Annotated in this window: 17 protein-coding genes; 7 read left to right on the top strand and 10 right to left on the bottom strand. The window is 56.1% G+C overall.

The window, feature by feature from the left end; genetic code table 11:
* Position 1 precedes the first annotated feature (1 nt).
* Genes FTW19_RS10935 through FTW19_RS10925 form a run of 3 tightly spaced genes read right to left on the bottom strand, consistent with a single transcriptional unit; the run spans position 2 to position 3,357 of the window.
* A complete protein-coding gene (locus FTW19_RS10935) occupies positions 2-1,369 on the bottom strand; it encodes a glycoside hydrolase family 88 protein (RefSeq protein WP_147647657.1) in 1,368 nt (455 codons plus the stop codon).
* Between the two features lie 9 nt (positions 1,370-1,378).
* Positions 1,379-2,191: a sugar phosphate isomerase/epimerase family protein gene (locus tag FTW19_RS10930; protein ID WP_222705571.1), complete on the bottom strand. Its 813-nt coding sequence runs from the start codon at positions 2,189-2,191 to the stop codon at positions 1,379-1,381.
* Positions 2,191-3,357: a Gfo/Idh/MocA family protein gene (locus FTW19_RS10925; RefSeq protein ID WP_147647655.1), complete on the bottom strand. Its 1,167-nt coding sequence runs from the start codon at positions 3,355-3,357 to the stop codon at positions 2,191-2,193. The genes FTW19_RS10930 and FTW19_RS10925 overlap by 1 nt, the downstream gene beginning before the upstream one ends.
* Positions 3,358-3,527: 170 nt before the next feature.
* Here FTW19_RS10925 and FTW19_RS10920 point away from each other — a divergent pair, with 170 nt between their 5' ends.
* Positions 3,528-4,571 carry a LacI family DNA-binding transcriptional regulator gene (locus tag FTW19_RS10920; protein WP_147647654.1) on the top strand — a complete coding sequence of 348 codons (1,044 nt, stop codon included), beginning with the start codon at positions 3,528-3,530 and terminating at the stop codon, positions 4,569-4,571.
* A gap of 135 nt (positions 4,572-4,706) precedes the next feature.
* On the opposite strand, the gene FTW19_RS10915 is transcribed toward FTW19_RS10920, so the two are convergent.
* From FTW19_RS10915 to FTW19_RS10905, 3 genes are all read right to left on the bottom strand, one after another.
* Positions 4,707-8,438: a TonB-dependent receptor gene (locus FTW19_RS10915; RefSeq protein WP_187143418.1), complete on the bottom strand. Its 3,732-nt coding sequence runs from the start codon at positions 8,436-8,438 to the stop codon at positions 4,707-4,709.
* A 258-nt stretch (positions 8,439-8,696) separates the two neighbouring features.
* Entirely contained in the window at positions 8,697-9,815 is a 1,119-nt protein-coding gene (locus FTW19_RS10910; protein WP_222705569.1) for a glycosyl hydrolase 53 family protein, read from the bottom strand.
* A 26-nt stretch (positions 9,816-9,841) separates the two neighbouring features.
* Positions 9,842-10,948, bottom strand: coding sequence for a glycosyl hydrolase 53 family protein (locus FTW19_RS10905; protein ID WP_147647652.1), 1,107 nt, complete (start codon positions 10,946-10,948; stop codon positions 9,842-9,844).
* 284 nt (positions 10,949-11,232) lie between these two features.
* On the opposite strand from FTW19_RS10905, the gene FTW19_RS10900 reads away from it, so the two are divergent.
* Complete coding sequence (locus tag FTW19_RS10900) at positions 11,233-12,537, top strand: winged helix-turn-helix domain-containing protein (protein ID WP_147647651.1); 1,305 nt, start codon at positions 11,233-11,235, stop codon at positions 12,535-12,537.
* Positions 12,538-12,555: 18 nt separating this feature from the next.
* Here the strand turns inward: FTW19_RS10900 and FTW19_RS10895 are convergent, their stop codons facing one another.
* Complete coding sequence (locus FTW19_RS10895; protein ID WP_246153677.1) at positions 12,556-13,740, bottom strand: Gfo/Idh/MocA family protein; 1,185 nt, start codon at positions 13,738-13,740, stop codon at positions 12,556-12,558.
* 115 nt (positions 13,741-13,855) lie between these two features.
* On the opposite strand from FTW19_RS10895, the gene FTW19_RS10890 reads away from it, so the two are divergent.
* The 3 genes from FTW19_RS10890 to FTW19_RS10880 all read left to right on the top strand — a co-directional run bounded on the left by FTW19_RS10890 (position 13,856) and on the right by FTW19_RS10880 (position 18,069).
* A complete protein-coding gene (locus tag FTW19_RS10890) occupies positions 13,856-14,521 on the top strand; it encodes a Bax inhibitor-1/YccA family protein (protein ID WP_246153676.1) in 666 nt (221 codons plus the stop codon).
* Between the two features lie 341 nt (positions 14,522-14,862).
* Positions 14,863-16,839, top strand: coding sequence for an alginate lyase family protein (locus tag FTW19_RS10885; RefSeq protein ID WP_147647648.1), 1,977 nt, complete (start codon positions 14,863-14,865; stop codon positions 16,837-16,839).
* Between the two features lie 42 nt (positions 16,840-16,881).
* Positions 16,882-18,069: a glycoside hydrolase family 88/105 protein gene (locus FTW19_RS10880; RefSeq protein ID WP_147647647.1), complete on the top strand. Its 1,188-nt coding sequence runs from the start codon at positions 16,882-16,884 to the stop codon at positions 18,067-18,069.
* 9 nt (positions 18,070-18,078) lie between these two features.
* Here the strand turns inward: FTW19_RS10880 and FTW19_RS10875 are convergent, their stop codons facing one another.
* Positions 18,079-18,741 (bottom strand): LamG domain-containing protein, encoded by a 663-nt coding sequence (locus tag FTW19_RS10875; RefSeq protein ID WP_246153675.1) that lies wholly within the window; start codon positions 18,739-18,741, stop codon positions 18,079-18,081.
* A gap of 798 nt (positions 18,742-19,539) precedes the next feature.
* Between FTW19_RS10875 and FTW19_RS10870 the strand changes: the two genes are divergently transcribed.
* The gene (locus tag FTW19_RS10870) at positions 19,540-22,959 is read left to right on the top strand and encodes a TonB-dependent receptor (protein ID WP_147647646.1); all 3,420 of its coding nucleotides are present in this window, start codon (positions 19,540-19,542) and stop codon (positions 22,957-22,959) included.
* 343 nt (positions 22,960-23,302) lie between these two features.
* Positions 23,303-25,222: an SWIM zinc finger family protein gene (locus tag FTW19_RS10865; protein ID WP_147647645.1), complete on the top strand. Its 1,920-nt coding sequence runs from the start codon at positions 23,303-23,305 to the stop codon at positions 25,220-25,222.
* 30 nt (positions 25,223-25,252) lie between these two features.
* Here the strand turns inward: FTW19_RS10865 and FTW19_RS10860 are convergent, their stop codons facing one another.
* Together FTW19_RS10860 and FTW19_RS10855 are read right to left on the bottom strand one after the other, a co-directional pair.
* Positions 25,253-26,053, bottom strand: coding sequence for a Nif3-like dinuclear metal center hexameric protein (locus FTW19_RS10860; protein WP_147647644.1), 801 nt, complete (start codon positions 26,051-26,053; stop codon positions 25,253-25,255).
* Positions 26,050-26,985 (bottom strand): Nif3-like dinuclear metal center hexameric protein, encoded by a 936-nt coding sequence (locus FTW19_RS10855; protein WP_147647643.1) that lies wholly within the window; start codon positions 26,983-26,985, stop codon positions 26,050-26,052. The genes FTW19_RS10860 and FTW19_RS10855 overlap by 4 nt, the downstream gene beginning before the upstream one ends.
* Between the last annotated feature and the right edge of the window lie 3 nt (positions 26,986-26,988).

Raw genomic sequence — 26,988 nt, 5'->3', positions numbered from 1 at the left:
GTTACTCGAAAAAGGTGTAGTAGCTTCCGTCGGCGATGCGTGTAATCAGAAGGGCCAGCTCCAGCAGGTGGTAATCTCCCCACATACTGGACTCGCCATGCGGCGCCAGTCCAGGCACGGGTACATGATCCCAGCCATTGGGGCGGTGATAGATGCTATGCAGCAGTAAGCCCTCATGTTCCGCGGAGCCGGAAAGATAGCGCGGCTCAAAAAGCGTCTGAGCGACGGTCAGTCCTGCAGAGGTGTAGTGGACTCCTGCCTCTCCGAGAAGATGACCAAGACGCAACAGACCCTGCGCGGCGATAGCACTCGCCGAGGCATCGACCGGCTCAAACCGGTTTTGCGGCTCGGCGTCGCGGTCCCTCCACTCAAGAAAGGACGCAAGTCCGGGAGCACCGGTGTCCCAATAGCAGATTCCGTCACGCGCCGTAGCACAGCCTATGTAGAAGTCGCAGGTAGCATGTGCCGCCTTGTAAAGCGCATCAAGCGTCTCCTGATACGCGCTGTGATTCTTCCACTGGTCTTCAGGCAACGACTCAAGAAACTCAATCTGCTCCGTAGTTCCCAGCATGGCCCAGGCAAGGCCACGAGTCCACGTTGTGAACGGAGAATACCCTTGTTGCGTAGAAGGACAACGAAAGGCCCCGCTGGCCGGGTTGAAGATCGCTTCATGAACCGTACGGCCGCGATCTTCGGGAAGGTCATAGGAATCGCGCTGTTCGCCGTAATAGATGTTGTAGCGCGCCGATGTTCGCGCGTGCGTCGTCATGCGATCGAGAAGATCGATGCGCTTGTCTTGTTCCCCCGACAGCAAGTGACCGAGCACATGAGAGAGTCCGCAGATACGCAAGGTACGGAAAGTATCGACAAAGAGCGAATGGCTTCCATTGAAGGAGTAGATGTAGCCGGCGTCGTTCGAGAGCTGCGTCCAGCGATTGGCCTGAACCGCCCCGCTGACCTTCAAGGCCATCTCGCAGGCCGCCAGATCGCCACTGTCATCCGCAATGCGGTTGGAGCGTATCAGGCGGCGGAGGTTTCCGTAGGTAGAGACGCAGTTGAACCCGTGATCGTGGACGCCGGTGTGGGTGAGATGAACCGGCATCTCATGCCGGATATGCTCGCGAGCCAGGCCGACGAGACTCGCGTCTCCACCGATCTCGAAAGCAAGCAATGCGTTTCCGAAGAGAAAGCCGTGTGTCCAGTTTGTCCAACTGCGCGATGTGTACTTCCCATTGACGGTAATGACAGGCGCACCATCTTCGCTCTTCCAGCGGCGCAGCAGCGCCTGTGTCTTGTTGGCCGCAAGCTCTGCCGTGGTGAGAGCCTTTGCCTTGAGGTCTGTCGCGCGAATGGATGAATGGATCTGCATGTTGTGCCTCTACACCAATTCCAGAAATCGCTGTTTTGTCCTTGTCAGAACGGCATCCGGATCTTCATCCCAGATCGCCTGATTGAAGATCTCGACTTCGATCGGTCCGCTGTATCCAGCGGCGTCAACCGCGGTACGCAGCGTGCGGAGATCAATGATGCCGTCACCCATCATGCATCGTCCCAGCAGGGTATCGGGTAACGGCACAGGCCAGTCCGAAACGTGAAATCCCATAATCCTGCGGGAAGCTGCGGCAATCTGCTGCAGGACATTGGGGTGCCACCAGATATGAAAGACATCGAGCACCACGCCGACACGGTCTTCGGCATACGGAGCTGCCAGATCCAGGGCCTCATCCACGGTGGTCAGCACAGAACGGTCACCGGCAAACATGGGATGCAAGGGTTCGAGCCCGAGCCTCACACCTGCCTGCTCCGCATACGGAACGAGCGCGGCAATACCGTCGCGCACCATCTCTCTTGCTGCGGCAATCCCTACCGGAGCCGCACCGCCTACGACGAAGACAAGGACATCGGCATTAAGCGCGGCGGCTTCATCAATGGCACGGAAATTATCTTCGATTTTTGCGCGGCGCTCGATTGCATCAGGGGCAGGAAACATGCCGCCTCGGCAGACGCTCGATACATGCAGGCCGGCATCTCGTACGGACTGCACGCTTTGCTTCAGGCCGAACTCACTTATCTTATGCCGCCACAAAGAGACGCCAGGCACGCTATGCCGCACGCAGGCCTCTACCGCCGCTCCGACGTTCCACGCCGGAGTCGTGATCTGGTTGAGCGACAACCGTGAGAGCTCTGCCACTAGTGCGCCGCCTTTATGGGAGCAATCGGCGGCACCTGCATCCACCGTTTCTCTTCCCATGACTGCAACGCCAGCTCCGCCAGTTGCACACCACGTGCCCCGTCCCAGAAGTCGTGCGGGAAGGGCTTACCTTCGGCAACGGCCTTCAGATACATCTCCCACTGCACCTTGAAGGCATTGCCGAACTCCATGTTGTCGGGCACGTCTGTCCAACTGTCGCGGAAGGAGATAGGGTTGGCGATATCGGGATTCCAGACCGGACGCGGCGTGTTCACACGATGCTGCACGCGGCACTCGCGCAGGCCGGCAATCGCGCTTGCCTCTGTGCCATCGACATGTATGGTAAGCAGTTCGTCGCGGTAGACGCGGGTTGTCCATGAAGAGTTGAACTGCGCGATGATGCCACCCTTCAATAGAAAAGTTCCATAGGCGGCATCGTCTGCCGTGCAGTCGTAGGTCTTCCCCGCCTCATCCACGCGAGTTGGAATGTGCGTTGCTCCTAGACAGGAGACCGCTTCTACCGGTGCAAAGGTATGGTCAAGCACGTACCGCCAGTGCGCGAACATATCGAGGATGATGCCTCCATCCTCTTCCTTACGGTAGTTCCAGGAAGGCCGCTGCGCCGGGAGTCCCCAATCGCCCTCGAAAACCCAATAACCGAACTCTCCTCGAATAGACAGGATGCGGCCGAAGTAGCCTGAGTTCACCAGGCGGCGCAGCTTCCGGATGCCGGGGAGGAAGAGCTTATCCTGCACAACGCCATGACGGACCTCGGCGGCATCGGCAGCCGCGGCAAGACGTGCGGCGCTGTCAGCAGTCGTCGATAACGGCTTTTCGCAGTAGACATGTTTTCCGTGCTCGATCGCCCGCAGTACGCCGGTCTCACGCATTCCTGTCAGACCGGAATCGAAGTAGATCGCGTCCTCCGGGTTCGCCAGGCAGGCATCGAGATCCGTACTCCAGCGGAGACCTCCGTGCTGCCTGCTGATCGCTTCTAGCTTCTGTGGGTTGCGCCCGACGAGAATCGGATCTGGCATGAGACGTCTGCCGTCAGAGAGCAGAACTCCGCCCTCAGCACGAAGTTGCAGGATCGACCGCACCAGGTGCTGGTTCAACCCCATGCGCCCGGTCACACCGTTCATGATGATTCCAATTCGTTCCGCCATTGTCTCCCTCATTGAGTCAGGTAACGCATACCCGGATGTAGACCCACCCAGCGCACAATTCTCCCTTATTGGGAGCGCTAACAATCTAGTTATCGCTTCTCCGGCTTGTCAACGCTGGAATCATAAAAAGATGCCCATCTTCCCCGATCGGCGGCTATGATGGAGGCTCTGTGTCCGTCTCTCGCCCCATGGGTCGCGTGACCCTCGCCGACGTCGCCAAAGCAGCAGGTGTTGCCACCATGACGGTGTCACGCTATCTGCATGGCAATCCGAATATCTCAGCCGCAACCGCACGTAAGGTGAAGGCTGCGATCGATCGCCTTGGATATCGGCCAAACTACGCGGCACGCGTGCTGATGGGCCAACCGTCCAAGGTGATTGGGTTGATCCTTCCCAACCTTGCCAATCCGTTCTTCTCGCTGATCGCGCATTGCGTGCAACAGGCGGCTCACGCGCGAGGCTATCTTGTGTGGATCGCTGCAACCAACGACGATCCCAGCAGCGACCTCGAACTGATTGAGCGGATGCACGATCATCATGTCGATGGACTGCTTCTTGCATCCTCTCCAGGCAGCACCATTCCGCTGGAGAAGATGGGGGGGATTCCGACGGTTGCGATCGACCGGCCACTGCGAGGCGCCGGTGTAGACTTCGTCACCGTCGACGATCGGACAGCTGCCCGCGAAGCCGTCTCACACCTGCTGCAACATGGGTACAAGCGAATTGCGATCACCGGTATCGATGCCCAGATCAGACCAATCCAGGAGCGCATCCTCGGTTATCAGGATGCCATGCATGCTGCAGGTCTGCCGGCTCTTCCCTACATCCGCTGCGACGATGCCGCCTCTGCGATACAGATCTGCAAGACACTGAGAAGCGGCAAACGGCCTATCGAAGCTCTCTTTCCTCTCAACGGAGATACCTCGGTGCTCTTCCTGGAGGCTTTCGAAGAGCTGCGTATCTCCATACCACGCGATCTGGCATTTTTCTCTTATGGCGATATCCCGCTCTCGCGGGCCATTCGCCCGCGCCTGAGTGCAGTACAACAGCCGATCGAAGCCATGGCCGAGCAGGCGACTCTCCGGCTGCTGGAGCAGATTGAGCAGAAGACAAAGCCATCTCGTGTTCGTATCAAGATCCCGGCCTCGCTTGTCATTCGGGAGTCCTGCGGATGCAAACGGAAGGGCGAAATAAAGACGATACCCTCGATGTGAAGGCATCGTCTTTAGAGCATTTCTCCTGTTGCTGGGATCCTGAAAGGGGAGTGCAGCGGCGTTTTCATTGAGGAAAACGCCCATAGATGCAAAAGCCCTGCACTACACCTACAGGAGAAATGCTCTACTGCCTCATCAGAACGTGAGAGCTATCCCCAGATTGAACTGCCGCATTCCCGGAGCCTGCGCATTCGCCAGACCGAAGGAAGCGTTCTGTGCGAACGTTCCATCGGATCGAATCGTAGAGAACGCTCCGTGGATAGCCGGACTGTTATTCAGAAGGTAGTAGTTGGTGTGATTCATGACGTTGATCACGTCCGTCCAAAGCTCAAGCTTCACACGTGATTCAGAGAGGTCGAACCGCTTCCTAAGCGTGGCATTGGAGATGATGCTGCGGGGATTCCGCGCATCTCCCATCGTCCGGGGAACGTTTCCAAATGCAGGGTTGTCTAAAGACCCTGGCATAGAAAACGCGTTCGGATTCAGGATGCCGCCGCCAATGGTTGTTCCGAGAGGATCACGCTTCCAATCAGGCTTGATGAGTGGAACTCCAGGAACCCGATTGGGACGCACCGACACATCGGTGAGAGCGTTGCCATAATCGCATGGCGTGGGATTATTGGAGGCACCGGGGACAAACGGACGCGAAGTCGAGCAGAAAAAACCGGCGCTTCTGCCATTGACGCCGGCAACAATCGACAGCGGATAGCCGGATTGCATCGAGGTGGTGGTGGAGAGATTCCAGCCACCAATCACGGCATCCAGCCAGCGCGAGGAATTACTGAAGAAGGTCTTCCCTCTGCCAAAAGGAAGATTCCAAACTTCACCGATGGAGAGATGCACCGGCACATCGAAGGCCGAGAGTGAGTAGTCACCCGCGGTGGTGTAGCCCTGCGGGTAGAGGTATCCGTAAGCGTCGATCTGGGTATCCCCCGGCCCGCCCTGACCGCTTGAGGCATCATCCAGCGATTTCGACCAGGAGAAACTGGCGAAGAGGCTGAGACCGAATTTCATCTGCTGCCTGCCGGAAAGATAGAGTGCGTTGTAGTTCGATCCGGCATTTCGGTCGTACGCCGTGTAAATCGAGTTCTGAAAGAACTGTGGGTACGGCTTCATTCGTTGCAATGCGGTCGAGGTGTTGCCGTATTGATCTTTGCTGGCAGTAATGAGATTCGCCCGGCTTTTGATTGCAGCCGTAATTGCGTTAATGCTCGGCACATTCACAGGGACGGGCGTCGAATAAAGGTGCGTCCCCTTTTGTCCGACATAATCCGCCTCTACAAGAGTTCCCTTCCCCAGTTGAAACTGCAACGACGCCGACCAGAGTTGTACATAGGGAGCAGCGCTGGACTGATTAACCGCAGGCAGATAGCTTGTACCATTCCATGACTCAAGCAACGTGTTGCTAACGACAGGAGCGGCGGGCGGAGCGGCGTTGGCGATGGGATTGGTGATGAGGTTGACCCAACCGGAGCCAACGCCGCCGACCCCGTTGGTCCCTGTCGTGGCAGCGCCGCTCGTCAGGTTAGGGACAATATTGTTACCAAGTCCAGTAAGCGGCGTATGCATCATGGCATAGGAGGCGCGCATGGTCATAAAGCGTGCCGGCTGATAGGCCAGCCCAAGCCGCGGTTCGAGGCCCTTGTAGTTGATGGGCCACATCGTCGTTGGTAAACCGTTGGTTCCGGAGAATGCAAAGCCACCGGTAGTGGCCACGCCATTCAATGTTCCTGTTCCATTCGAAATAAAACTTCCCTGGTAGTTGAACTTCTCCATGCGCGGCGTTTCGATGTTATAGCGCAGGCCGACATTGATCGTAAGCCTGGGCAGAATGCGCCAGTCATCCTGAACATAAGCAGCGCCGTACTTCCAGCGGTAGTAATAGGCGTGCGGCGTATTCACCGTAAATGTATTAAAGAGTCCCAGCATGTATCCCGCTACGCAAGAGGAACCGGTAAAGCCCGCTCCGTTCGTCAGCCCAGTGTTGCAGGTAAAGCTGCCACCATAAAGATTGGTTTCGTCGTACCGGTTTAGCTGCAGCGCCCGATAGTCCACACCGAACTTGATAGAGTGGCGCCCCATCAGCATCGAATAATCGTCACCGAAACCATAGGTCTCATTGAGAATCTTTCCGAATCCGACACTCTGTCCCAGAGTCGTAAGGTTATTGCTGAAGATAAAGCCCGCCAGCCCCTCTCCTCGAATTGAAGGCGGTAACCCCAGCCCCGTGTTGAAATCCTTGGTGAGCGATGCCGGTGCCGGCGTAAGCGAATCGTCGGAGCGCAGATAGGTGGCGCGGAACTCATTCACCATCGTCGCTTTCACAGTACGCACGTAGTTCGCCGAGACATTCCATCCATTCACCGACTCGGAAGGCTGATTGAGAACCGGCGTCGAAGGTCCGTTATAGTCGTAGCGGATTCCTGAAACCGGCACATTGGTATAGCGGACAAAGATGCGGTCTTTCGCTGTGAGGTTCTCATCGACGCGGAGGGAATATCGGTCGTCGTTCGTTGTCACACCACGCACACCGTAACCATTCATACCGTCAGGATCGTAATGTCCGTCTGGATAGAAGAACCGGGCATATGAAGTCGATTGATCCGGTGTCGGCTGCGATGCCAGCAAAAATTTTGTAATCGGATTCGCCGCCGCCTGCTGCGAGATATCGTTATTCGCGGCCCGCTGGTACTGAGCCACAGGAAGACGATTGCCTACAGGAAAGCCCTGCGCGTTCCGCGCAAACTGATAGACCACGGCTCCCGTTCGAGGAGCGTTCACCGCTGCGGCATATCCCTGGTTGCGGAGAATGGTCTGGTCGAGAAGATCGAAACTGTTGTTGAACCGCCCAGCGATCTCATCCGGAGTCAGGAAGCGCTTGCGGGTGTATGTGGCGCTGGTATTCCGTAGCGGCTCGTAGGCAAAGAAGAAAAAGGTCTTGTTCTTGTGAAACGGCAGCGGAACAGGTCCACCCACCGCAATGGTGAACAGATTCAGATGCTCATTTGGAGGCGCCCCACCGGATCCACGGGCCGGGATCATAAAGGCAGGGTCACGATGCCGCCAGCGTAGCGCCCCGTGATACTTCGAGGTACCCGCGCGAGAGCCCTGATTGATCACTCCGCCGCCAGATCGCCCGTACTGCGCCGGAAGACCGATACTTTGCACCGAGACCGACTGGATTGCATCTCCCGAAAAAGTCACACCTGTGCGAGGAAAGCCTGCGAGCGTGAGGTCAGAACCATCGACAAGCTGAGGGTTCATCCCCTGACGACTGCCGCCGATGGTAAGCCCCGCTCCTGGAGCAATGGGACCGTTATAGGCGTTCGGGAGCTCGGAACCCACTCCGTCATTCGTCTGCGGATCGCCGGTTACGCCGGGAGCAAAGAGGACGGCGGCGAGAACATTGCGCTCGGGAAAGGGGAGATCAGTAAGCACTTCCTTTTCGATTGTGGTTTGAAGCGTTGCCGAAGAGGTATTCAGCAGTTCGCCCTCAGCGGTAACAGTAACGACCTCCGTCGTCGCACCTAGATCGAGTTTGGCGTCAACCTGGGTGATGCCACCCACGCTCACATTGATACCGGAGATGTTTTTTGTGTTGAAGCCCGGCGAGTGAATCTTCAGGAGGTAGGAACCGGGAGGGACAGCGGGCACCTCATAAACACCCTCGTTGCTGGTTTTCGTCTGGGTGGTGAAGTTGCCGGCTGACGAGGTAACTGTGACCTGAGCGCCCGGGATGACGTCGCCTTTAGGGTCAGTGACCAGCCCCGTGATGGTTCCGCTGCTCGCCTGCGCCCAGGTCCAACTTCCACCGAAGACGGCTACGAGACCCCAAAGAAGCAATAGCGCCGTTCTTGCACAGGTCACCCTTGAAATTCTGCGTGCTAGATCGATATCCTTCATCTCTGACCTCTCCCAAAGATCCGTTCTGTTATCGAGGCGTTCCTTATTTCCGCTCAGCTTTGCAGGACACCTTTAAAGCGACGGCAACAATAGCGAGGCACGGGGAGAAGTGTCCCGGGGTAGAAGCTGATGCTTTGCCGATGCTCGCCGATCTTTTCCCGATGCCACATCTGGCTGTTTTTCAGTTACTTACGGGAAGTCCTTAAGGAGAGGGTGGAGAAACTAGGGGAGTAGACCCCGCTCCATCAGCAGCTTCTTTTCGTCTGTCGAGAGAGTTCCACCCGCAAATTGGGTGAGTAAGAAGAACGGCACCTTCGGGCGGCCGAGGTCGTACATCAGCCCGAAACGGTTCTCGGGCGGCGCCTTCGCGGGTTCGTCAAGAAGCTCATAGATGTCGAGAGCTTCGATCTTCAGATCCGTCTGCTCCGCAAAATACTTCAGTGTGCTGTAGAGACTTTTGAAGCCGGTCTCCGTCTTCGGCTTCCCGGCTTCGTTCTCGTAATCGCTGTCGTAGATCTCGGCGCAGTTCAATTCATTCAAGACAACGGCCTTCTTATAGGAGGCCAGCTTCTTGAAGAGGTCGAATCCACCCTCGTCCCGATGGCCGAAGAAATGGTGAGGATTAACCCCAAGGTGCGCATAGTAGTGGTAGGAGATGATCTCGAACTTCACACCTCTTGACGCCATGAAGTCGAGAAACCCGAACATGGTGGATGTCGTATTGAGCGCGCGGCGAAGATGGAGGCCGTACTCGGTATTCACCTTTTCGATGGCATCGGACATACCGCGCAGTACTGCTGCCCAGTCGTTCATCGGGGGTGTATCGAACTCGGCAGCGGTCTGCCCTTTGCCGAAGAGGCGTTTCCCGTCAGCATCCTTGATCTGGAGATTGACCTCATTCCCCAGCTCCCAGTCAGGCAGATCGTTTCTGAACTCAGAGACGAACTTGTAAGTCCGGTTGTAGGCCGAGGCGTAGAGAGCCGCAGCATCCCCTTTCGGATACTTGCCGTGGTCAGTACGATCCCCCTCCTGGAAGGGACTAAAGAGAATCGGCTTGAGACTGATGTGGTATTCCTTCGCGAGCTGAATCATCTCGCGATAGGTCTGTACCTGGAAGGCATCCGTCCCATCGGCAAGGTAGGCATTGATGCGATATTGGGTAATCCCCCGGGCATGCAGCAAAGCAAAGATGGGCTTCACATCCATTTTTTTGGACGTGGGGCCATCGACGCCCCACGCCATGACCTGTGCAACTGCGTTCGTGCCTGTAGCCGATAACACAGCAAGCAGGAGAGTGAGTCCGACCGTGCGGGCTATTCCCATCAGCTTCATTCCATGCATCGATCGCGCCCCTTCAGGATCAGTTGTCAATTCGAGATGAAGCCCCGATTGATGAGTTCCTGTCTTTCTGCGGCCGAGAGGGTTCCGCCGGCATAATACGTAAGGATGTATAGCAAGACCTTCGGCGTATTGAGATCGTAGAGCAAGCCGAACCGGTTTTCAGGAACCGCCTTGGCGGGTTCGTCAAGAAGCTCATAGATGCCGACGCTTTCGATATTCGCGCTGGTCTGGGTATTCATGTAGCCCAGAATCGCATTCAGGCTTTTGAAACAGGTTTCTGTCACCGGTTGGCCAGCCTGATTCTCAAATGTCGAAAGGTAGATCTCACCGCAATTTACTTCGTTGAAGACAACCGGACGGTTATAGGTGGCGAGCTGCTGGAAGAGGTCGAAGTTCGGGCGCACGCCGCCCCAGTAATTATGAGGGTTGGTTCCGTACTTTTCGTAGTAGTGATAGGAGATCACATCGAAGGCAACGCCCTTCGACGCCATGAAGTCCAGAAAGCCGAACATGGTTGACGTGGTATTCAAGGTACGCCGCACGCTGGTGCCGTTTTCGAGGTTAATCTGGCCGATCGCATCGGAGATTCCTTTGAGTACAGACGCCCATTGATTCATCAGAGGCGTGTCGAATTCGGCCGCTGTCCACCCCTTGCCAAACAAACGGTTACCGCTCGAGTCCGTAACTTTCAAATTGATCTCATTGCCCATCTCCCACTCCTGGATATCGTTCCGGAACTGGCTCACGAAGCCGTAGGTGCGGTTATATCCCTGGGCGTAGAGGGCGGCTGCATCCCCGGCTGGATATTTGCCGGCATCTGTTGGATCCCCATACTGAAAGGCAGTGAAAATGATCGGCTTGAGGGTGATGCCGTATTGACTGGCCGCCGTCACCATATCGTGCACCATCGGAGCCAGAGTGGATTCAGTATCAGTGGTGATATTCACGTTAAACCGGTAATCTTTTACCCCTCTCGCCTGCAGGAGCTGAAATACCGTGCTGATACTGATTGACCTGCTGTTGGGGCCGTTGACTCCCCACGAAGAAACAGCGGCCATCGCGCGAACAGGCATGGTGATATCGATCAGGCTGCAGCAGAGAAGTACGATCATGATGCGTTTAAGGCCTGCCATAGGTACTCCTTTTGAAGATTAGCTTGCATTGCCCCTGAGGGGGATGTGAGGCTGAACAAGTGCCGCGAAGAAGTGCAACACGTGGAGGAAAAGCTAGCAATCCATCACTTACGAACGTGCGACGGAGCGCCGATATTTCTCCGAGGTTTCTCTTCAGCAGGAAAACCTCAGGCAATTGCCGGCTGGAGGCAGAGTTTTGGTACACTTCCGCTGTCTCCGGCCCCCCAGGCTCCCCCGTTCTATAACCTTTGCCGGTACCGGTAGACGCGAACAGGGTCTCAACAGTGGAAGGCGATTTCCTCATCAATGACTGGCTGGTCCAGCCGCAGATCAACACTATCGAGAAGGAAGGCCAGAGCTGGCACCTCGAACCCAAGGTCATGCAGGTATTGGTATACCTTGCCTTCCATCGCGACAAAGTCTGCTCGAAAGATAAGCTGATTGAAGCCGTCTGGCGCGACACGTTTGTCGGTGATGACGCTCTGATCCGTTGCATCTCCGAGATTCGTTACGTCTTTGGAGATGATGCTCGCTCCCCTCAAATCATCCAGACGATTCCCAAAGCCGGATATCGCCTGATCGCCGCAGTTAATATGGATGCTGCCCTGGAATCCATCCCCGCGGTCCATCAGAACGTGAATCGGACGCTCCTTATCGGCGAAACGGCTCTGCCTCCTCTCAACGGCACAGCTTCGATCGCAGTTCTCGAAGAACTCGCGCCCGCCTCTTCTTCCGAAGCCGCAGATCAGGAGAGCTTTCTGCCAACAGTTTCCAGACAGGAAGAGAAAGCGAGACCTGTCGCCCCGAACCCCGGGCGTTTCCTGGCTATTGCTCTTGCAGCGGCCACTCTTGTGGGACTAGCTATCGGATTTTTCCTCTGGCGTCCTATGCGGACATCGGCGGTGCAACGCTTTTGGAGCTCTATTCTCAACACGCCAGACAGTGCCATCCTCTGCGTTGCTGATCAAAACAAATACACCTTTATCACGCTGAGAGATTCTGCTGATCCCAGCCGTCAGGTGGTTCTGAACGACACGCTCTCGACAGTTGTAATCGACGACCTCGATGCCATCGTGCGCGTCGCGTCAGCCATTCAGGCCCAAGGGAAGAGCTACATTCTGAAGGGGCACGAGGCCACAAACCTGAGTGAGTTGCGAAGTGGTCCAGGAATCTATGTCGGAGCATTCGACAATGCATGGACCCTTCGTCTTACAAAGCCCCTGCGATACCATTTCGCAAACGACGCCCAGATGACACAGTTCCAGATCGTCGACAGCAACACCCCTTCCGCGACGCCATGGACGATCGACCGCACGCAACAGCTTGAGACGAACAACTATAAGGACTATGCCATCGCCGCTCGGTTTACTGACGGGACAACCGGGAGGCCGGCGGTCATTGTTGCCGGAATCGGACGAGGCGGAACGATCGCGGCGGGTGAATTTCTTACCAAAGCGGAGCACCTGGCGCCGCTGCTGGACGCGATGCGCTCTGCCGGTAACAAAACGAACTTCGAAGTTGTGCTCAGCACTCAGATTATCGACGGTCATCCGGGAACACCGAAGGTCGAAGCCTCCTACTTCTGGTAATCGAGCGACGCCGAATCTCTATTTTCCGCTTCCCTTCACCGGCCAGGTCGTCAAGCCGCCTTTGCGGTACGCTAGATTGCCGATATGCCCGGCATTGGCGGCTGCGATACCGGCCTCGACGGGTGCGTTCGGCTCCTGACGGCTAACAACGCAATCGAAGAAGTTACGCATATGCGTGACCGTACCGTCTATAAAGCTGTCTTCCTTCAGCACGGGATTCTCATTTGACTTCACACTCTCTCGCCACAGACTCATGCCGGACCGCTTGAGCTTCAGAGTCGCTTCCGTTCCTCGGAACTCGAGCCCGCCGTCATCGATCGACGAGCTCATCATGCCCTCGTAGACAACATCGAAGCCGGGATAGCGAAAGGCTGCCTGGATCGTATCTGGGCAGTCCCATTGCGTGAAGACGTGCTTGTCGCCAAGCATCGTCGCCATCGATGGCTCATTCGCCTTCATGGCCCAATGGACGACGTCGATCCAGTGGCTGAAGAGATCAGTCATCGCGCCTCCGCCGAAGTCCCAGAACCAGCGCCACCGGCTGAACTTCTCCAGGTCAAACGGCTGGTCTTTCGCTCCGCCGAGCCATTGTTTCCAATCGAGCTGAGCAACATCGACCGGTTTAGGAACCCAACTTACGTCGTAGTTCTGCCACCAGTAGGTCCGCACCTGCGTCACCCGGCCCAGAGCCCCTCCCTGAATCAGGCTGACGGCATTGCGGAAATGTGACCAGCTCCGCTGCTGCGTGCCGCATTGCAGGATCTGCTTGCAGGAACGAACAGCTTTCAGCAGGACAGCCCCTTCTTCCAGCGTGTGCGTCACCGGCTTTTCAAGATAGACGTCTTTCCCGCTGGCGAGCGCAGCCTCTGCGATACGGACATGCCAGTGGTCAGGAGTCGCGATGATGACGGCGTCCAGTGTCTTGTCGTCGAGCAGGGCGTGAAAGTCATGATGCACGGTAGCGTCCGTAGCTCTCGACCTCTGCTTTACCTCTTCGCACCGAGGCGCATATACATCGCAAACCGCCGCAATCTCGAAGGGGACTCCGGTTCTCTCAGCCGCATCGAGCAGGCCGCGCATACGGCCGCCCGCTCCAATCACCCCAAGCCGCAATGTTTGGTTCGCTCCCAGAACGCGAGTCGCGCTCAAGGCGGTGATTCCCCCGGCGATAAGAAAATTGCGACGGCTGATTCCAGTCTCCACAGACGCTCCTTTTCTGGTGCGCAACCGTTTTACCATCCATCCCGGCGGTAGGGCATCCCGACATGACAAATTTCCCGGAAAGGCGTCCAATAAGGTTGGAATAGAAAATATGCCCATGAACGATTACCGTCTGAGCAACAGCTACCCCACCATCATCGACGTCCCGCGCGAGAGCGCCTCCGCGCTGCTGGCGAAAGTGCTTGGCATTACAGCGCTTGGCTTTCTGATCACGGCCTTCGGCGTGGCCACGGCTCCGGCCGGCGGAAGCTTTATTGGCTTCATCGCGGTCCTCGGATTGATCTTCGCCATCAACTTTGCGCGCCGTGGGAATCCGGCTCTGGCGCTCGGCCTATTCCTTTGCCTGGCCTACTTTATGGGCTGGGAGATCGGCCCGCTGATCCATCGCTACATCCGCGCCTTCGGCTCGACGATCGTGTTCAATGCCGCCGGAACCACCGGCTGCGGCATGGCGGTGATGGGTTGCGTTGCCTATCTCTTCAATATCAACTACCGCCGCGTCGCTGGAATCGCTCTCGCGGCCCTGTTGCTGCTGGTGATTGCCGGAATCGCGAGCATGTTCTTCCATTTCCTGGCTCCTGACACCTATAGCTGGCTTGCACTCGGAATCTTTTCGCTGCTCACGGTTGCTGACTTCGCCCGCATCCGCGCAGGCGGCGACGGAGCTTCTGCGGTCTCGCTTGCGCTATCCATTTATCTCGACGGCATCAACATCTTCATGGCTGTTCTGCAGTTGATGGGCGGCCGCCGCAGCCGCGACTAAGCCTCTAAGTTCGAACGCACGGAGCCTCTCGCGAAGAGAGGCTTCTCTTTTTAAGGTAAGGATTCTGCCCATATGCCTCGAAGACTGGCGGCGTAACGTGCTCTGGATACGGACCAGTGGCTCTTGCTGGATACTCAATTCAAAAGACTTATACCCGTATCGTCAGCCTGAACTGTTCAGAACGTTGCCTGGCCAGCCTCTCCGGCCCCAGACTTTGCCCGTACATTCTCGAGGATGCTTCCAAACGATCCCAAATGCTGCGCCGGCCAGGAAATAATGACTGTCATTCATTACGAAGCACATCTCCTTCTCCCCACCCCTCCCCATAGCAGGTATCAGCTTTGACACGGCGAGAGTTTCATCAGGTTCTACTCAGCGCAACGACCACGCTCCTGGGCTCCAGAATCGGCAACGCGAAGCAAGGAGCATTCAAAGCGTTCGCCCATCCTGGCATTCTTCATACGGCCGTCGACTTTGAACGGATGAAGCACGGTATCCGGAACGACGTCGACCCGCTGGTTCAGGGCTTTGCAAAACTTCGGGAGCATCCTTCTTCTCAAGCCAACTACAAACCGCATACTTTCGCCGACGAGATCGGCCGGAATCCATCGGTCAACTTTATCGAGTTCGACTCCGATGCAAACGCCGCCTATCAATGCGCCCTGATAGCCGCGATCACCGGGGAAAACCGGTACGCGGCCCTGGCCGGCGAGATCGTGCGCGGATGGTCAAATTCGCTTCAACGCGTCTCCGGGGCAGATGCCGTATTGATGGCTAGTCTGGGTCCATTCAAATTCGTGAACGCCGCTGAGATCCTGCGCTGGCTGGGTGAGTTGAGCCCCTCTGACGCGACGGCCTGTTCGGCGATGCTGCGACGAGCCATCCTTCCCGCCATCCTTGATTTTGCTCCGTTCGCGAACGGCAACTGGGATACCGCAGCCATCAAAACCATGCTGGCGATCGCAATCTTTTGCGATGATCCGGTCCTGTTCGAGCGAGCGACCTCATATTATCTTCACGGCGACGGTGACGGCCGGCTCACCCACTATATCTATGAGAACGGCCAATGTCAGGAGAGCGGGCGCGACCAGCAACACACGCAGCTCGGTCTGGCTCACCTGGGCGATGCCTGCCAGATCGCCTGGAACCAGGGATGGGATCTCTACGGTGCGCATGACAACCTGCTGCTGCGAGGCTTCGAGTACACTGCCTCCTACAATCTCGGCGGGCAGGTGGATTTCCGGCCTGACCTGGATCGCACCGGCAAATACAAACACGCGGTCATTTCAGAACCCAGTACGCTGCGCCCGATCTATGAACAGATCTTTGCGCACTACCACGTGCTGCGCGGACTTCCCACTCCAAATCTCGCGAAGGCGGTGGAACGGACAAGGCCGGAAGGACCGAGCCAGGGAGCCGACCACACGGGATTTGGCACCCTGCTCTATGCGCGTCCGGCACAAGATGCCGATTCACCGGCGCCAGACGTCGCTCCAATCTCACTTCATGCCGAGCATACAGCCCACGGTATTCAACTCGACTGGCTGACGCCTCGGACGAAGAGGTCCTTCGATCTACAGCGCGCTGGAATGCGGTGGCAAGTTCCGGCCGGTGCAACGCACTACACCGATACCCATGTCAATGATGGGCAGCTATATACCTACTGCTTCTCCGCACCCACGAGTGATCGCTTTTCTCCATTGCCCACGAAGATCACGGTAGGGCTTCCCCCGGGATGGAAAAAGCAGCCTCTCGGCTCCGCACCAGGTACAGCAAATACACAGTTCGATGGCAAGGTCTTCACCTTGATCACTGCAGGTAAAGGTCTGCTGCAACCCGAAGACGAAGGTCTTTTCGTATCCACACCTGCCTCCGCGACACACCTTGCGGTCCGTTTCATCCCCCAGGTTGCCTCGCAAGCCGCCGTATTCGGTCTCGCCTATCGCACCGGGTCTGAGCAAAACGCACCCTGCGCTGCTCTGCTTCTCGCTCCAGCACGGGGAGATATGGAGAGACACGGCTGGGTATTGCGGTTCTCCATGCGCGACTTCTCCGGGGACATAACACCAATCTCGCAAATGGAATTACCTGCTCCTGTCGTTCAATATGGCCGGCTGATGAAGCCAGTGTGGCTTCGTATGACGCGTAGAGATTCCTCGGTGACTGCCGCTTACTCGCTCGATGGTCACGCATGGGCACAGGCCGGTGAAAGCCGAATGGTACTTCGTGGCCGGATGGGATTGATCGGAGCTTCCGGCCTCACTCAAACTTCCACCGCCTTACGCTTCGAACTCGTCGAAGAGCCGGCGCACGAATAATTACATTCTGTTTCCCTTTCTAAGGACCACGTGAAGATACTCATGGAAAAGCCAGTCACTCTTGCTCTCCTCTTCGTCATAGCCCTATCGGGCCTCATAGGGCCGCAGGCCGAGGGCCAGTTGACTGAAAATGAAAAGAAGGCCGTCGTAGGCGACTCTCCGGCCGATCCTGGAAGACTTGCGTCCGATCTCTCCCCTGCCCTGCGGCATTCGGAGATTCAAAAGGCCATGAGGAAGGTCGCGGACTGGCAGAACGCGCGCATCGCTGATTCGCCCAGTCAGGACTGGACCTTCGCCACCCTATATATGGGGATGCTTGCCGCATCGAAGACCCTGCATCAACCGCGCTATGAAAACACGGTCCTGAAGGTTGCGGAACATTATCAGTGGACTCTTGGACCTCGCCAGACACATGCGGACGATCAGGCAATCGGCCAGGCGTATCTGCAACTCTCTCGGGAGCGGCCCGATCAGGCCCGGATTGCTCCATTACGTACCCAGTTCGATCGCATTTTGCAGATCCCCGACGATCCGGCCAAGCCCGTCTGGTGGTGGTGCGATGCTTTGTTCATGGCGCCGCCGGTCTGGGCGAACCTCTCCGCTGTAACCCAGGATAGTAAATACGTCGAGTACATGGATCGCGAGTGGCATATCACGGCCGATCTACTTTGGGATTCTCACGAGAAGCTCTTCTCCCGCGATGCCAGCTATCTCGCCAAACGGGAAGCCAATGGGCGAAAGGTCTTCTGGTCGCGTGGTAACGGATGGGTAATGGGCGGACTCGTTCAAATACTGCAGGCGCTCCCTGCTGGAGATAGCAGGCGCACGTTCTATATTCAGAAGCTCAAAGACATGTCAGAAGCTGTATCCGCCATTCAAGGTACTGACGGACTGTGGCGCGCCGGGTTGCTCGATGCCGGCGCCTATCCGCGTCCGGAGATCTCGGGATCCGCATTCTTTGTCTACGCGATGACGTGGGGAGTAAGGAACGGCATCCTCGACCGGAAACGCTACGAACCCGTCATTACGCGAGCATGGGCGGGGATACTCAAACACATCTACGCCGATGGCCGGCTCGGTGATATTCAACCTGTCGGCGAAGCCCCCGGAGCTTATGGCCCTGGAGCCAGTTATGTATTTGGAGTAGGCGCCTTTCTTCTGGCCGGAACAGAACTGGATCACTGGGTCGCCGATCGGGCGTCCATTAGCAAAACTGCTGGGCTCAGATAAAAGAGACCTCTATGGAGCCGCTTTGAATGAGAGGCCGCTGAAATGCCCTTCTGTACCCGGACCGATCCAAAGAGCGATGCCGCCGGAAGAATCACCTAACTTGAGATCATTCACAATCAAACATGGCTGACTTGCGCCGTTCACATAAAGCCTGGCCTTCGTCCCTTCGACTGTGATGCGGTAGTGGATCCATACCGCCGGTTCAATATCCACGTAGCTCTCATATTTTTCCGGCGCCTGTTTGCGGGATTCGGCGAAGCTGAAATCCGGGTAGGAGCTGTACTGTGTTGTATGGTTACGACGCACCTGGTCATCTGCACGTCCATTGGTGGGGCGCAGATAGATGTACTCGAATCGATCGTTTTGGAGATGGAATGCGATTCCAATAAAGCCGCGCGCACCCTCGGGAACTCCGGGGGCCGGCGCGCCGGCAAGGTCTACCTCAATGGAACCATTGTGCCAGGCAGCATCTTTCATGACGGCGTATGCCTCGCCATTGGGGACCACTCCCTCCTCCGTGACTTTGATCGCATGTTTGCCACGATATTCCACCGCAGCCAGCTTCACCTTGTGAGGAACGAGCTGACTGAGCGTTTGTGCGAAGACAAAGGGTGTGAAAGCAAACGGTAAGACGACGGAAGCCCACAAAACAGCCCTGGAAACGGTTGTCATCCGTATTTTTCTCATAGATATCCCTCCTCAGCATTTCGACGATCACTCCTCTTTACGAAGGAGCTTGCGAGATCGTTCCCATGAACACACCTCTCGCATACGAAGAAGCCATACCGGCGACTAAAAATCTACCTTAAAGTTCCCTGAACGACATAGCGCAGAGCAAAACGTTTTGACATTGCTTTCATCTTGACAATAGAACGTGCGCTGAATATACGTGTACTGTCATTTTCAACAAACACGAGATCGTCCTGAACATGTATTCCGCAAATCCGCCCTTAACAAAAAGTCGCGGACGCAATGATCGTAGAAACTGCGTTTCATCACGAGTTAAAAAGGAAAGGCGGTAACATCTCGCAGCGCATTGCGGACTCTAGCTTTGATTGTTTATTAGGCGAAAGGCCGGCGCCGCAAACAGCTTGAACTGAATTAGTACGCAACTATAAGCCATGAAAGTCCAAATATTGCTGCAACGTCGCGTACCAGCGCGCATGCGAGCGTGTGCCTTCTGACACGCTGGATGAGGTAGGAATTTGCTACTTATCCAGGGCACATATATCACCGGCAACGTAACCGATAGAGTCACATATAGACACACGTAACCCAATTAAGACGACACAAAACAACCAGGGTTTACGCGCGATATCGAATAACTTCGCAAGAAAAATTCGACGAATTATTCGTAGACAAATCAAATTGCTGCCTGCTATGTTTCGACTCCTCACAAGACAAAACGTGAGGAGGCCACACTTCATGAAAGTGCCAGCAGATCTTCTGGCTATATTCGGGGGCATGTAAATGAATCTAAAAAAATCACCCAGACAACTTCTCTACTTATTCCTTCTAATCATTGCGTCTACATCCACCGCTCGCATTACTGCACAAAGCACCAGTACAGCCGACATCCTCGGCAATGTTACAGACCCAATGGGAGCCTCTGTCCCAGGCGTAACGGTCACTCTAACGAATCTCGACACACAGGACTCCCGCTCGCTGACGACCGACGGCAGTGGATCATATGTTTTCCCCAACCTGAACCCAGGGCATTACAAACTGGTTCTGGCTGGTACAGGTTTCTCATCACTCTCTGTTCCGGAGGTTGTAGTCGCTGCCGGTGACCGTCGGCGTCTCGATGAGCAACTGAAGATCGGCGGCTCGACTGAAACGATCGAAGTCAGCTCAGTGGCGCCTGTCCTGCAGACGGACAGCTCCGCCATTGCGAGCACAGTGACAGAAAAGGCAGTACAAGACCTGCCACTGAATGGGCGCAACTACATCCAACTCGTGCAGATCACGGCTGGCGCCAACGAAGGCACGAACAATGGATTAGCCAGCGGTAACCGTCCAGACGATCGACGTCAAAGTTCGTCGATCTCGGTAAACGGCCAATCTGACATCATCAACAATCAGGAGATTGATGGCCTGGATAACAACGAGCGCATCATTGGCTCGATCGGTGTACGGCCATCCATTGACTCCATTGCCGAGGTCCGCATTCTGACGAATAGCTATACCGCAGATATCGGACGAAGCGCGGGCGCGGTAGTCAACATCATCACTAAGAGCGGTACCAACACCTATCACGGATCGATCTACGAATATTTCCGTAACGACGAACTGAACGCCAATGCCTTCCAGTTTGGTCAGCACTTCCAGAAACCGGAGTTGCGCCAGAACCAATTTGGCGGCAGCCTGGGTGGCCCAATCTTCAAGGACAAGACATTCTTCTTCGGGGATGTGGAGTTCTTCCGCCTGATCGCCGGTACCAACTTTAGCGTCGCCAATGTTCCGACGGCGTACGAACACAGCAATCCGGGCGACTTCTCTGACACCCGTACAAACTTCGCGGGCTCAGGAACCTATGCTGCTGGACCGGCTGGCTTTGACGCCTATTGCGCAAGCGCGAATGCGTCACTGTTGGGCTATACCGTTGGTTCCGGAACGGTGAACCCCAATATCACTCCCACGGCACAGAAGAACGGTTGCGTCTACGACAGGTACAGTGGCCAGTACGTCGCCGGCAACGTTGTACCGGTCTCGCAACGCGATAAAGCGGGTCTTCTGTACTTTTCCCTCTACCCCTTGCCGAACTCACCCACCAACGCGGGCCAGTACATTGGCAATCGCAAACGCAATCAGTTCTCCACTGTCTGGGATGTTCGTCTGGACCACAGGTTCTCGGACAGAGACTCCATCTTCGGCCGTTATACCAATAATGACGTAAGCAGCCTCGCGGCTACGTCACCGCTACCTGTTACAACGGCAGCCGGCATGACGATTGATCCGCAGAGCGGTTTTGCAGGAAGCGCGCCTGGATTGGCCCGCAACGCGCAGATCAACTACACCCATGCCTTTACACCCCGCCTGCTCCTCAATGCCAGCGTTGGCTATCTCTTCGTCAATCTTGCTTCCTTTCCGCTGAACTACGGCTTGAACCCTAACGCGGCCTTTGGTCAGGCAAATATCAACATCAGTCCATTGACCTCCGGCCTTGGCCAGGTCAACGTTACTAACTTCACATCACTGGGGAACGGCGGATACTTCGTGCCGCTTACAAACCACGACTCCACCTACCAGGGCACGGCCTCGATCATCTACTCAAGAGGCAATCACTCCTATAAAGTGGGTGCCGCACTGATCCGCAGGCATGCCGCGTTGACCCAGGACAATGCCGGCGAGGGCCTCTTCGGATTCACCGTTGGACTTCCCGGCCTGGTCTCCGGCTTCTACTCGTCGGTGACACGCAACAACTCACTCTTTATTCCTCACTATCGTCTTTGGGAGATCGCCGGATACGTAGCCGATGACTGGCACGCCACTCCGAAGCTCACCCTTAATCTTGGCATTCGCTACGACATCTTCACACCGTTCACAGAGGAGAACAATCACATCTCCAACTTCGACGTGAACACGGCAACCATTGTGCAGGCGGGCTTGAACGGCGCCAGCCGCACAGCGAATGTAAACACCGATTTCCGCAACCTGGCTCCGCGTGTCGGCTTTGCATATTCCATCACTCCGAAGACAGTTATCCGCGGCGGCTTCGGCCTTGCATTCTTCCCGGAGAACTTTACCTCTTCCTCAAACCTCAAGAACCAGCCCAACAGCGCGCTCTACGGCACCTGCACCTCCGTTACGGCGCAGACGGGAGCTTCGGGCTGTAACTCCAGTTACCGTTTCCTCGGGGACGGACTGCCGGTCGCTGTCGCGGCCAGCGCGACGAACCTCGCAGGCAATATCCCGGCCGCGGAAGATTACAACTTCCGCAACAGCTACCTCGAACAGTTCAACCTGGCCGTACAGCGGGACGTCCTCGGAAACACGGTGACAGCGGCCTACGTCGCCAGCCTCGGACGTTTTCTCTACAACAACGTAGCCGATATCAACCGTGCTCCGCTCGGCTACGCCACTGCAGCCGCGGCGACAGTAAACCGCCGCTTTTATTCGAAGATCCCAAATATCACCACGATCAACCAGCTCCAATCGAATGGCTCTTCGTCCTACAACTCGCTGCAGCTCTCGGCTGAGCGTCGTTTTGCCGGAGGCCTTGGTTACAGCGCGAACTACACCTTCGCGAAGAACCTGGATAACGTCTCCACGCCCTCAGGTGGTGGAGGTGGCGGACTGAACCAGGTGCTTGCTACACATGGCCGCGACGACTGGGGAAATGCTGATCTGCAACAGGCGAATCGCTATGTCGTTTCATTGAACTATGCGCTGCCCGGAAAATCCTTCACCGGATATAAGGCTGTACTTGCGAAGGGATGGCAGGCAAATCTCATTCAGGTGTGGGGCAACGGCCTTCCCATTAATGGGATTAACAGCAGCAATATCTCCAACACCAGCCCGAATGGCGCGGCAGACCGCCCCAGCCGGAATCCGGGTGTTAGCCTGGCGCCGGTCGGTACAAAAAGCATTACTAACTTCTTCAATCCAAATGCATACGTAGTACAGGCTGCCGGAACGATGGGTAACGCACATCGGAACGACATCATTGGGCCGAACTACCGCCACCTCGACATCTCGGTATTCAAAGGATTCGATGTGACGGAACGCGTCAAGGCACAATTCCGTGCCGAGATGTTCAACGTTGCCAATCAGGCGAACTTTGCCAACCCAAATGTAACGATGGGCACCAGCACAATTGGCACCATCACCGCACTAAGCAACAATTACAACCCACGGTTAACGCAGTTCGCTCTTCGGTTCGATTTCTAGAATTGTAGGCATAAAAGATGAGGGAGAGACTGGCAACAGTCCTTCCCTCATCATCACTTCACGGTCTGCTCCAAACAGTGAGCGTGACCAAGCCTCTCGGTTTCGAGAGGCTTTTTCTTTTTTTTGGCCTTCCTTCCGGCAGATCCCTGAGGCTAATAGCCTCAACTTCAGGGCGCGCCACCCGAACGACGGTCACCATTTAGGATGCTTTCAGGACATCTTCATGGCAACCAAGTCATCAGGCACGGCGAGGACAAAAGCTTCAGGAGAATCGCAATCCTTACGGTCGAACTGGGCGTCCATAACCTGGGACGATATCGAAAGATGGTCCGGGGCGCGCTCGATGACTCGCGGGCGGACATATCAGCGAAATGGCCGTGTACGCGATCTCGTCATCTCAGAGGATGGCAAGTTGCAGGCGACGGTTGTCGGAGGGCAGCGATACACAACGCGCGTCTGGCGAAAGGCAGATGACACGCTCCAATCCGATTGCAATTGCCCTGTCATCTTGAATGGTTGTAAACATGCCGTCGCGGTCGTGGTGGCTTATCTTGACATGCTGGCAAAGGACGTCCATGTCCCGGTTGCAGACGCAGAGGCCAGCCAGCAGGTAGAGCCACAACGTGACTCCCATGAAGCACCACATGAGGAGCCCGAAGACGGAGGCGATTCGGAAGAATACGAAGAACTGCCTATTCCCCGTCAGGGTACCGGAAAGAGGCGGAAAAGCGAGATTGACGACGAGAAGATTCGCAAACACATTGAGGCGAAGAGCCGGGATGAACTCGTCGAGCTGCTCTGGTCACTCACGCAGCGGCTTCCAGAGGTACAGGAGGAGTTCTGCGAGCGCATCGCCTTGAGCGAGGGTGACGTAGGCCGTCTGATCGCCAATGCACGAAAAGAACTTCGTAAGGCGACCTCAGAACCTGGCTGGATGGATTACTGGGGTGGCGAAGGCTATACTCCGGATTTCGGTCGGCTCATCCGCTATCTGGACCGGATGATTGAGTGCGGCCAGGCAAACGCTGTCGTGAACCTGGGGCTGGAGATACTGGATAGGGGCACGGAGCTTCTCGAACAATCCAACGATGAGGGTGAAACGACCATGGCCTTTGCGAAGTGCCTTCCGTCAGTTTTCCGCGCGCTGACGATTTCGACCCTGCCCTCCGTCCAGAAACTGCTCTTCGCTATTGATGCTCACCTCATTGACGAATTCGAAGTAATCGATGTGGCGATGCTTAAAGCCGTCTTCGAGGGCAACGTCAGCCGCTCCGACTGGTCCGCCGTAGCCGATAAACTAGACGGGCGTTTAAAGTCCTTGCCGAGCGGAAACGAATATACACACGAGCGGGTCTCCAAGTGGCTTATGCAGGCGCTCAAACGCGCTGGACGCGACGGTGAAATCCTTGCTTTCCACGAGCGGGAGGCTCGCATCACCGGTAACTACATGCCATTTATATCGTTGGTCATTGAGCAAAAACGATATGACGACGCTAAGCGATGGGCGGCGGAAGGGATTCAGAAGGCGAATCTAGAGTTAGGTACGATGAACCCGCTTATAAGCGCGATGTGCGAGATCGCCCGGCGGCAGCGAGAGTGGGACGTGGTCGCTACGCATGCCGCACGGGAATTCTTCGATCGTCCCAGCTCTGAAAGCTTCAACGAATTGGTGGCAGCCGCCGACCGTGCCGGGTGCCGGGAAGCGGTCGCCCGACTGGCCATGGAATTCCTGGAAACTGGAAATCCGCCTTTCTCAGTCGGCGCCTGGAAAGACGGCACCTACAAGGCTATATGTCGGCCGGATTGGCCTCTGCCGCTTCCAGACTATTTGCTACCGGTGTTGCAGTTCCGTGGTAATCGTCCACACTATAACGTGCTCGTTGATATGGCCATTGCAGCACGCAGTCCGGACGATGTACTGCGCTGGTATGACAAATGGTGTACAACAGACTCGTATTTCGCAGCCGGCTACGCTAACAAAGTGGCCACAGCGATTACGGAGTCGCATCCCGAACGAGCTTTGGAGATCTATCAGGCCCTTGTCGACGCGAACCTGACCCGGGCGGAGATTCCCGCTTACGAACTGATAGCGGCAATACTCAAGAGGATGCGCCCGATTATGAAGTCGCTGGACCAGGGTTGGCGATGGAATGAATTGGTCACTGAGATACGTATCAGATATCGCAATCGCCGCAAATTTATGGAGATTCTCGACCGCCTGGAGGCGGGTCCAATCCTTCAAAAGTCCAATACGCGGAAATGAGCACGGAGCGACAAGGTCAGCTGGCCTGGATCATTTCGGCGTCCAGAATGGTTCCTCTGAGCGAACGATCTGAACCGGGACCTCAGGTATAAAAGATTTGATCCACTGGGCCATCTCAAGCATTCCCTGCTCTTCTGAGATATTGTGGCCGAGCATAATCCATCCCTTTGGAATACCCAGAGTGGTCGCGTCAAGCACGTATGCCGGGCTGTCCAGGAAGCCATCGCTCTCCTGCTGTTCTCCACTGACAATCACATCCACATCGGGACTGTTAATGGTGGGGGTTGCATAGCCGACACCGAGTTGCACGCGGCTTACCTTCGCCTTCGGATCGCCCACGATTCTCAGAGCTCTATCCCCAAGCTTCTTTTGGAACCCGGCTGCCAGTTCGCCGAGCGTCGTCTCCGGCAACGTGAAATGGTGCGATTGCGGAGCCGTTTCATATTTGCTCTCCAGGCCGAGAGCACGCGCGGCCCCGACATAGACAAAGTCAGGCTTCTGCGCATGCATGTGATCGTGCATGCGAAAGACAACGATATCGTGTTGCCGCATAAAGTCTGTCTTCAGTTTGTAGGTCGAGTCCCCGCCCACCATATCAGTCTTATCCGGATCATTCCAATACGTGTCTTCGTGCGGGATGATCATGTTACATCCCTGCTCCACAGCACGGCGGATCATGTCGTAGGAACAGAACATCGTCGTTGCGATTCCCTTGACGACAGTGTCCGGCCCACCGAACTTGAAAGTGTCGCGATAAGTAGTTGTACGCCACGGAAAACCGAGGTTGGTCTTGATACGGGCAACAACATCGCCTGCGGTCAATGTACTCATAGCGTCGGCCTCCAGTAAGGATCACCGGCGGGGATCCATGTTGATGAAACCTCAGGAACAATCGTCTTCAGCCATTGCGCGCAAGCCTGCATGCCAGGGTCTTCCGAGACGATGCGGCCAACAAGAATCAGCGATTTCTTTCCGCCGAGCGCTACCGTGTCGCGCACATATTCGACGGTTTCCCACTCACGTACTTCGCCGGCGATTATCGTGTCTACCTCAGGCAGGGTTTCGATTGCGGCTTGGATCGGCGTCGATCCGGGAAGAAAAGCAACCTTTCGAATGCGCAGACTCTGATTCCCCACGATGCGCATACCACCGCGAGACTTAAGCGATCTCTTCACGTGGGAGGCGAGGGCATCGAGGGATGTCTCCGGGACGGTAAGATGAGCCGGATCTCCTGAGGCGATGAACTTCGACCACCCAAGCTCAGTCGCAAGCCCCTGCGCAAATGGATCAGGTTTGCGTAGACGCCAATGATCGCTCAGCCTCAACACAACCAGATTGTGCCTCTTCAGGAACTCGGCCTTGGCAGTGAACACGGGATCGGCAGGTGGCGGAGCACTGGGGACATCGTTCTGAGGCATTCCTGGAATGCGGCGAACCGGAGGAGTCCGTGAATCGGCCTTTGCAAAGAAGGTGGGTTCACAGGTAACGATCATGTTCGCTCCAGCTTTGACCGCGGCGTTGAGCACATTCAGCGAGGCAAGCGCCGTGGTGACGATTCCCGTAATGGCCGTTGCAGCGTCTCCCGCCTTGAAGGTGTCGACGGTATCCGCTTTCCATTCGATACCGACATTCTTCCGTATACGATCGAGAATCTCCTGCGCAGTGACACTGCCGCTGATCGTACGCGCCATGGATGTCAGCGGTGCAGAGGCAACACTGGTTGCTGTGAGGGCGACAAACTTACGTCTCGAAATAAGGTCCATAGA

The organism is Terriglobus albidus (assembly GCF_008000815.1).
Lineage (GTDB): Bacteria > Acidobacteriota > Terriglobia > Terriglobales > Acidobacteriaceae > Terriglobus > Terriglobus albidus_A.
Note: the sequence above shows the minus strand (reverse complement) of the source record. Positions and strands in the feature narration are given on the sequence as shown.

Excerpts from the sequence above, each read along its gene's own strand:
- FTW19_RS10935 (WP_147647657.1), bottom strand. The coding sequence starts at position 1,369 with ATGCAGATCCATTCATCCATTCGCGCGACAGACCTCAAGGCAAAGGCT.
- FTW19_RS10925 (WP_147647655.1), bottom strand. The coding sequence starts at position 3,357 with ATGGCGGAACGAATTGGAATCATCATGAACGGTGTGACCGGGCGCATG.
- FTW19_RS10910 (WP_222705569.1), bottom strand. The coding sequence starts at position 9,815 with ATGCATGGAATGAAGCTGATGGGAATAGCCCGCACGGTCGGACTCACT.
- FTW19_RS10905 (WP_147647652.1), bottom strand. The coding sequence starts at position 10,948 with ATGGCAGGCCTTAAACGCATCATGATCGTACTTCTCTGCTGCAGCCTG.
- FTW19_RS10890 (WP_246153676.1), top strand. The coding sequence starts at position 13,856 with ATGAACGATTACCGTCTGAGCAACAGCTACCCCACCATCATCGACGTC.
- FTW19_RS10880 (WP_147647647.1), top strand. The coding sequence starts at position 16,882 with ATGGAAAAGCCAGTCACTCTTGCTCTCCTCTTCGTCATAGCCCTATCG.
- FTW19_RS10875 (WP_246153675.1), bottom strand. The coding sequence starts at position 18,741 with ATGACAACCGTTTCCAGGGCTGTTTTGTGGGCTTCCGTCGTCTTACCG.
- FTW19_RS10870 (WP_147647646.1), top strand. The coding sequence starts at position 19,540 with ATGAATCTAAAAAAATCACCCAGACAACTTCTCTACTTATTCCTTCTA.
- FTW19_RS10865 (WP_147647645.1), top strand. The coding sequence starts at position 23,303 with ATGACTCGCGGGCGGACATATCAGCGAAATGGCCGTGTACGCGATCTC.
- FTW19_RS10860 (WP_147647644.1), bottom strand. The coding sequence starts at position 26,053 with ATGAGTACATTGACCGCAGGCGATGTTGTTGCCCGTATCAAGACCAAC.
- FTW19_RS10855 (WP_147647643.1), bottom strand. The coding sequence starts at position 26,985 with ATGGACCTTATTTCGAGACGTAAGTTTGTCGCCCTCACAGCAACCAGT.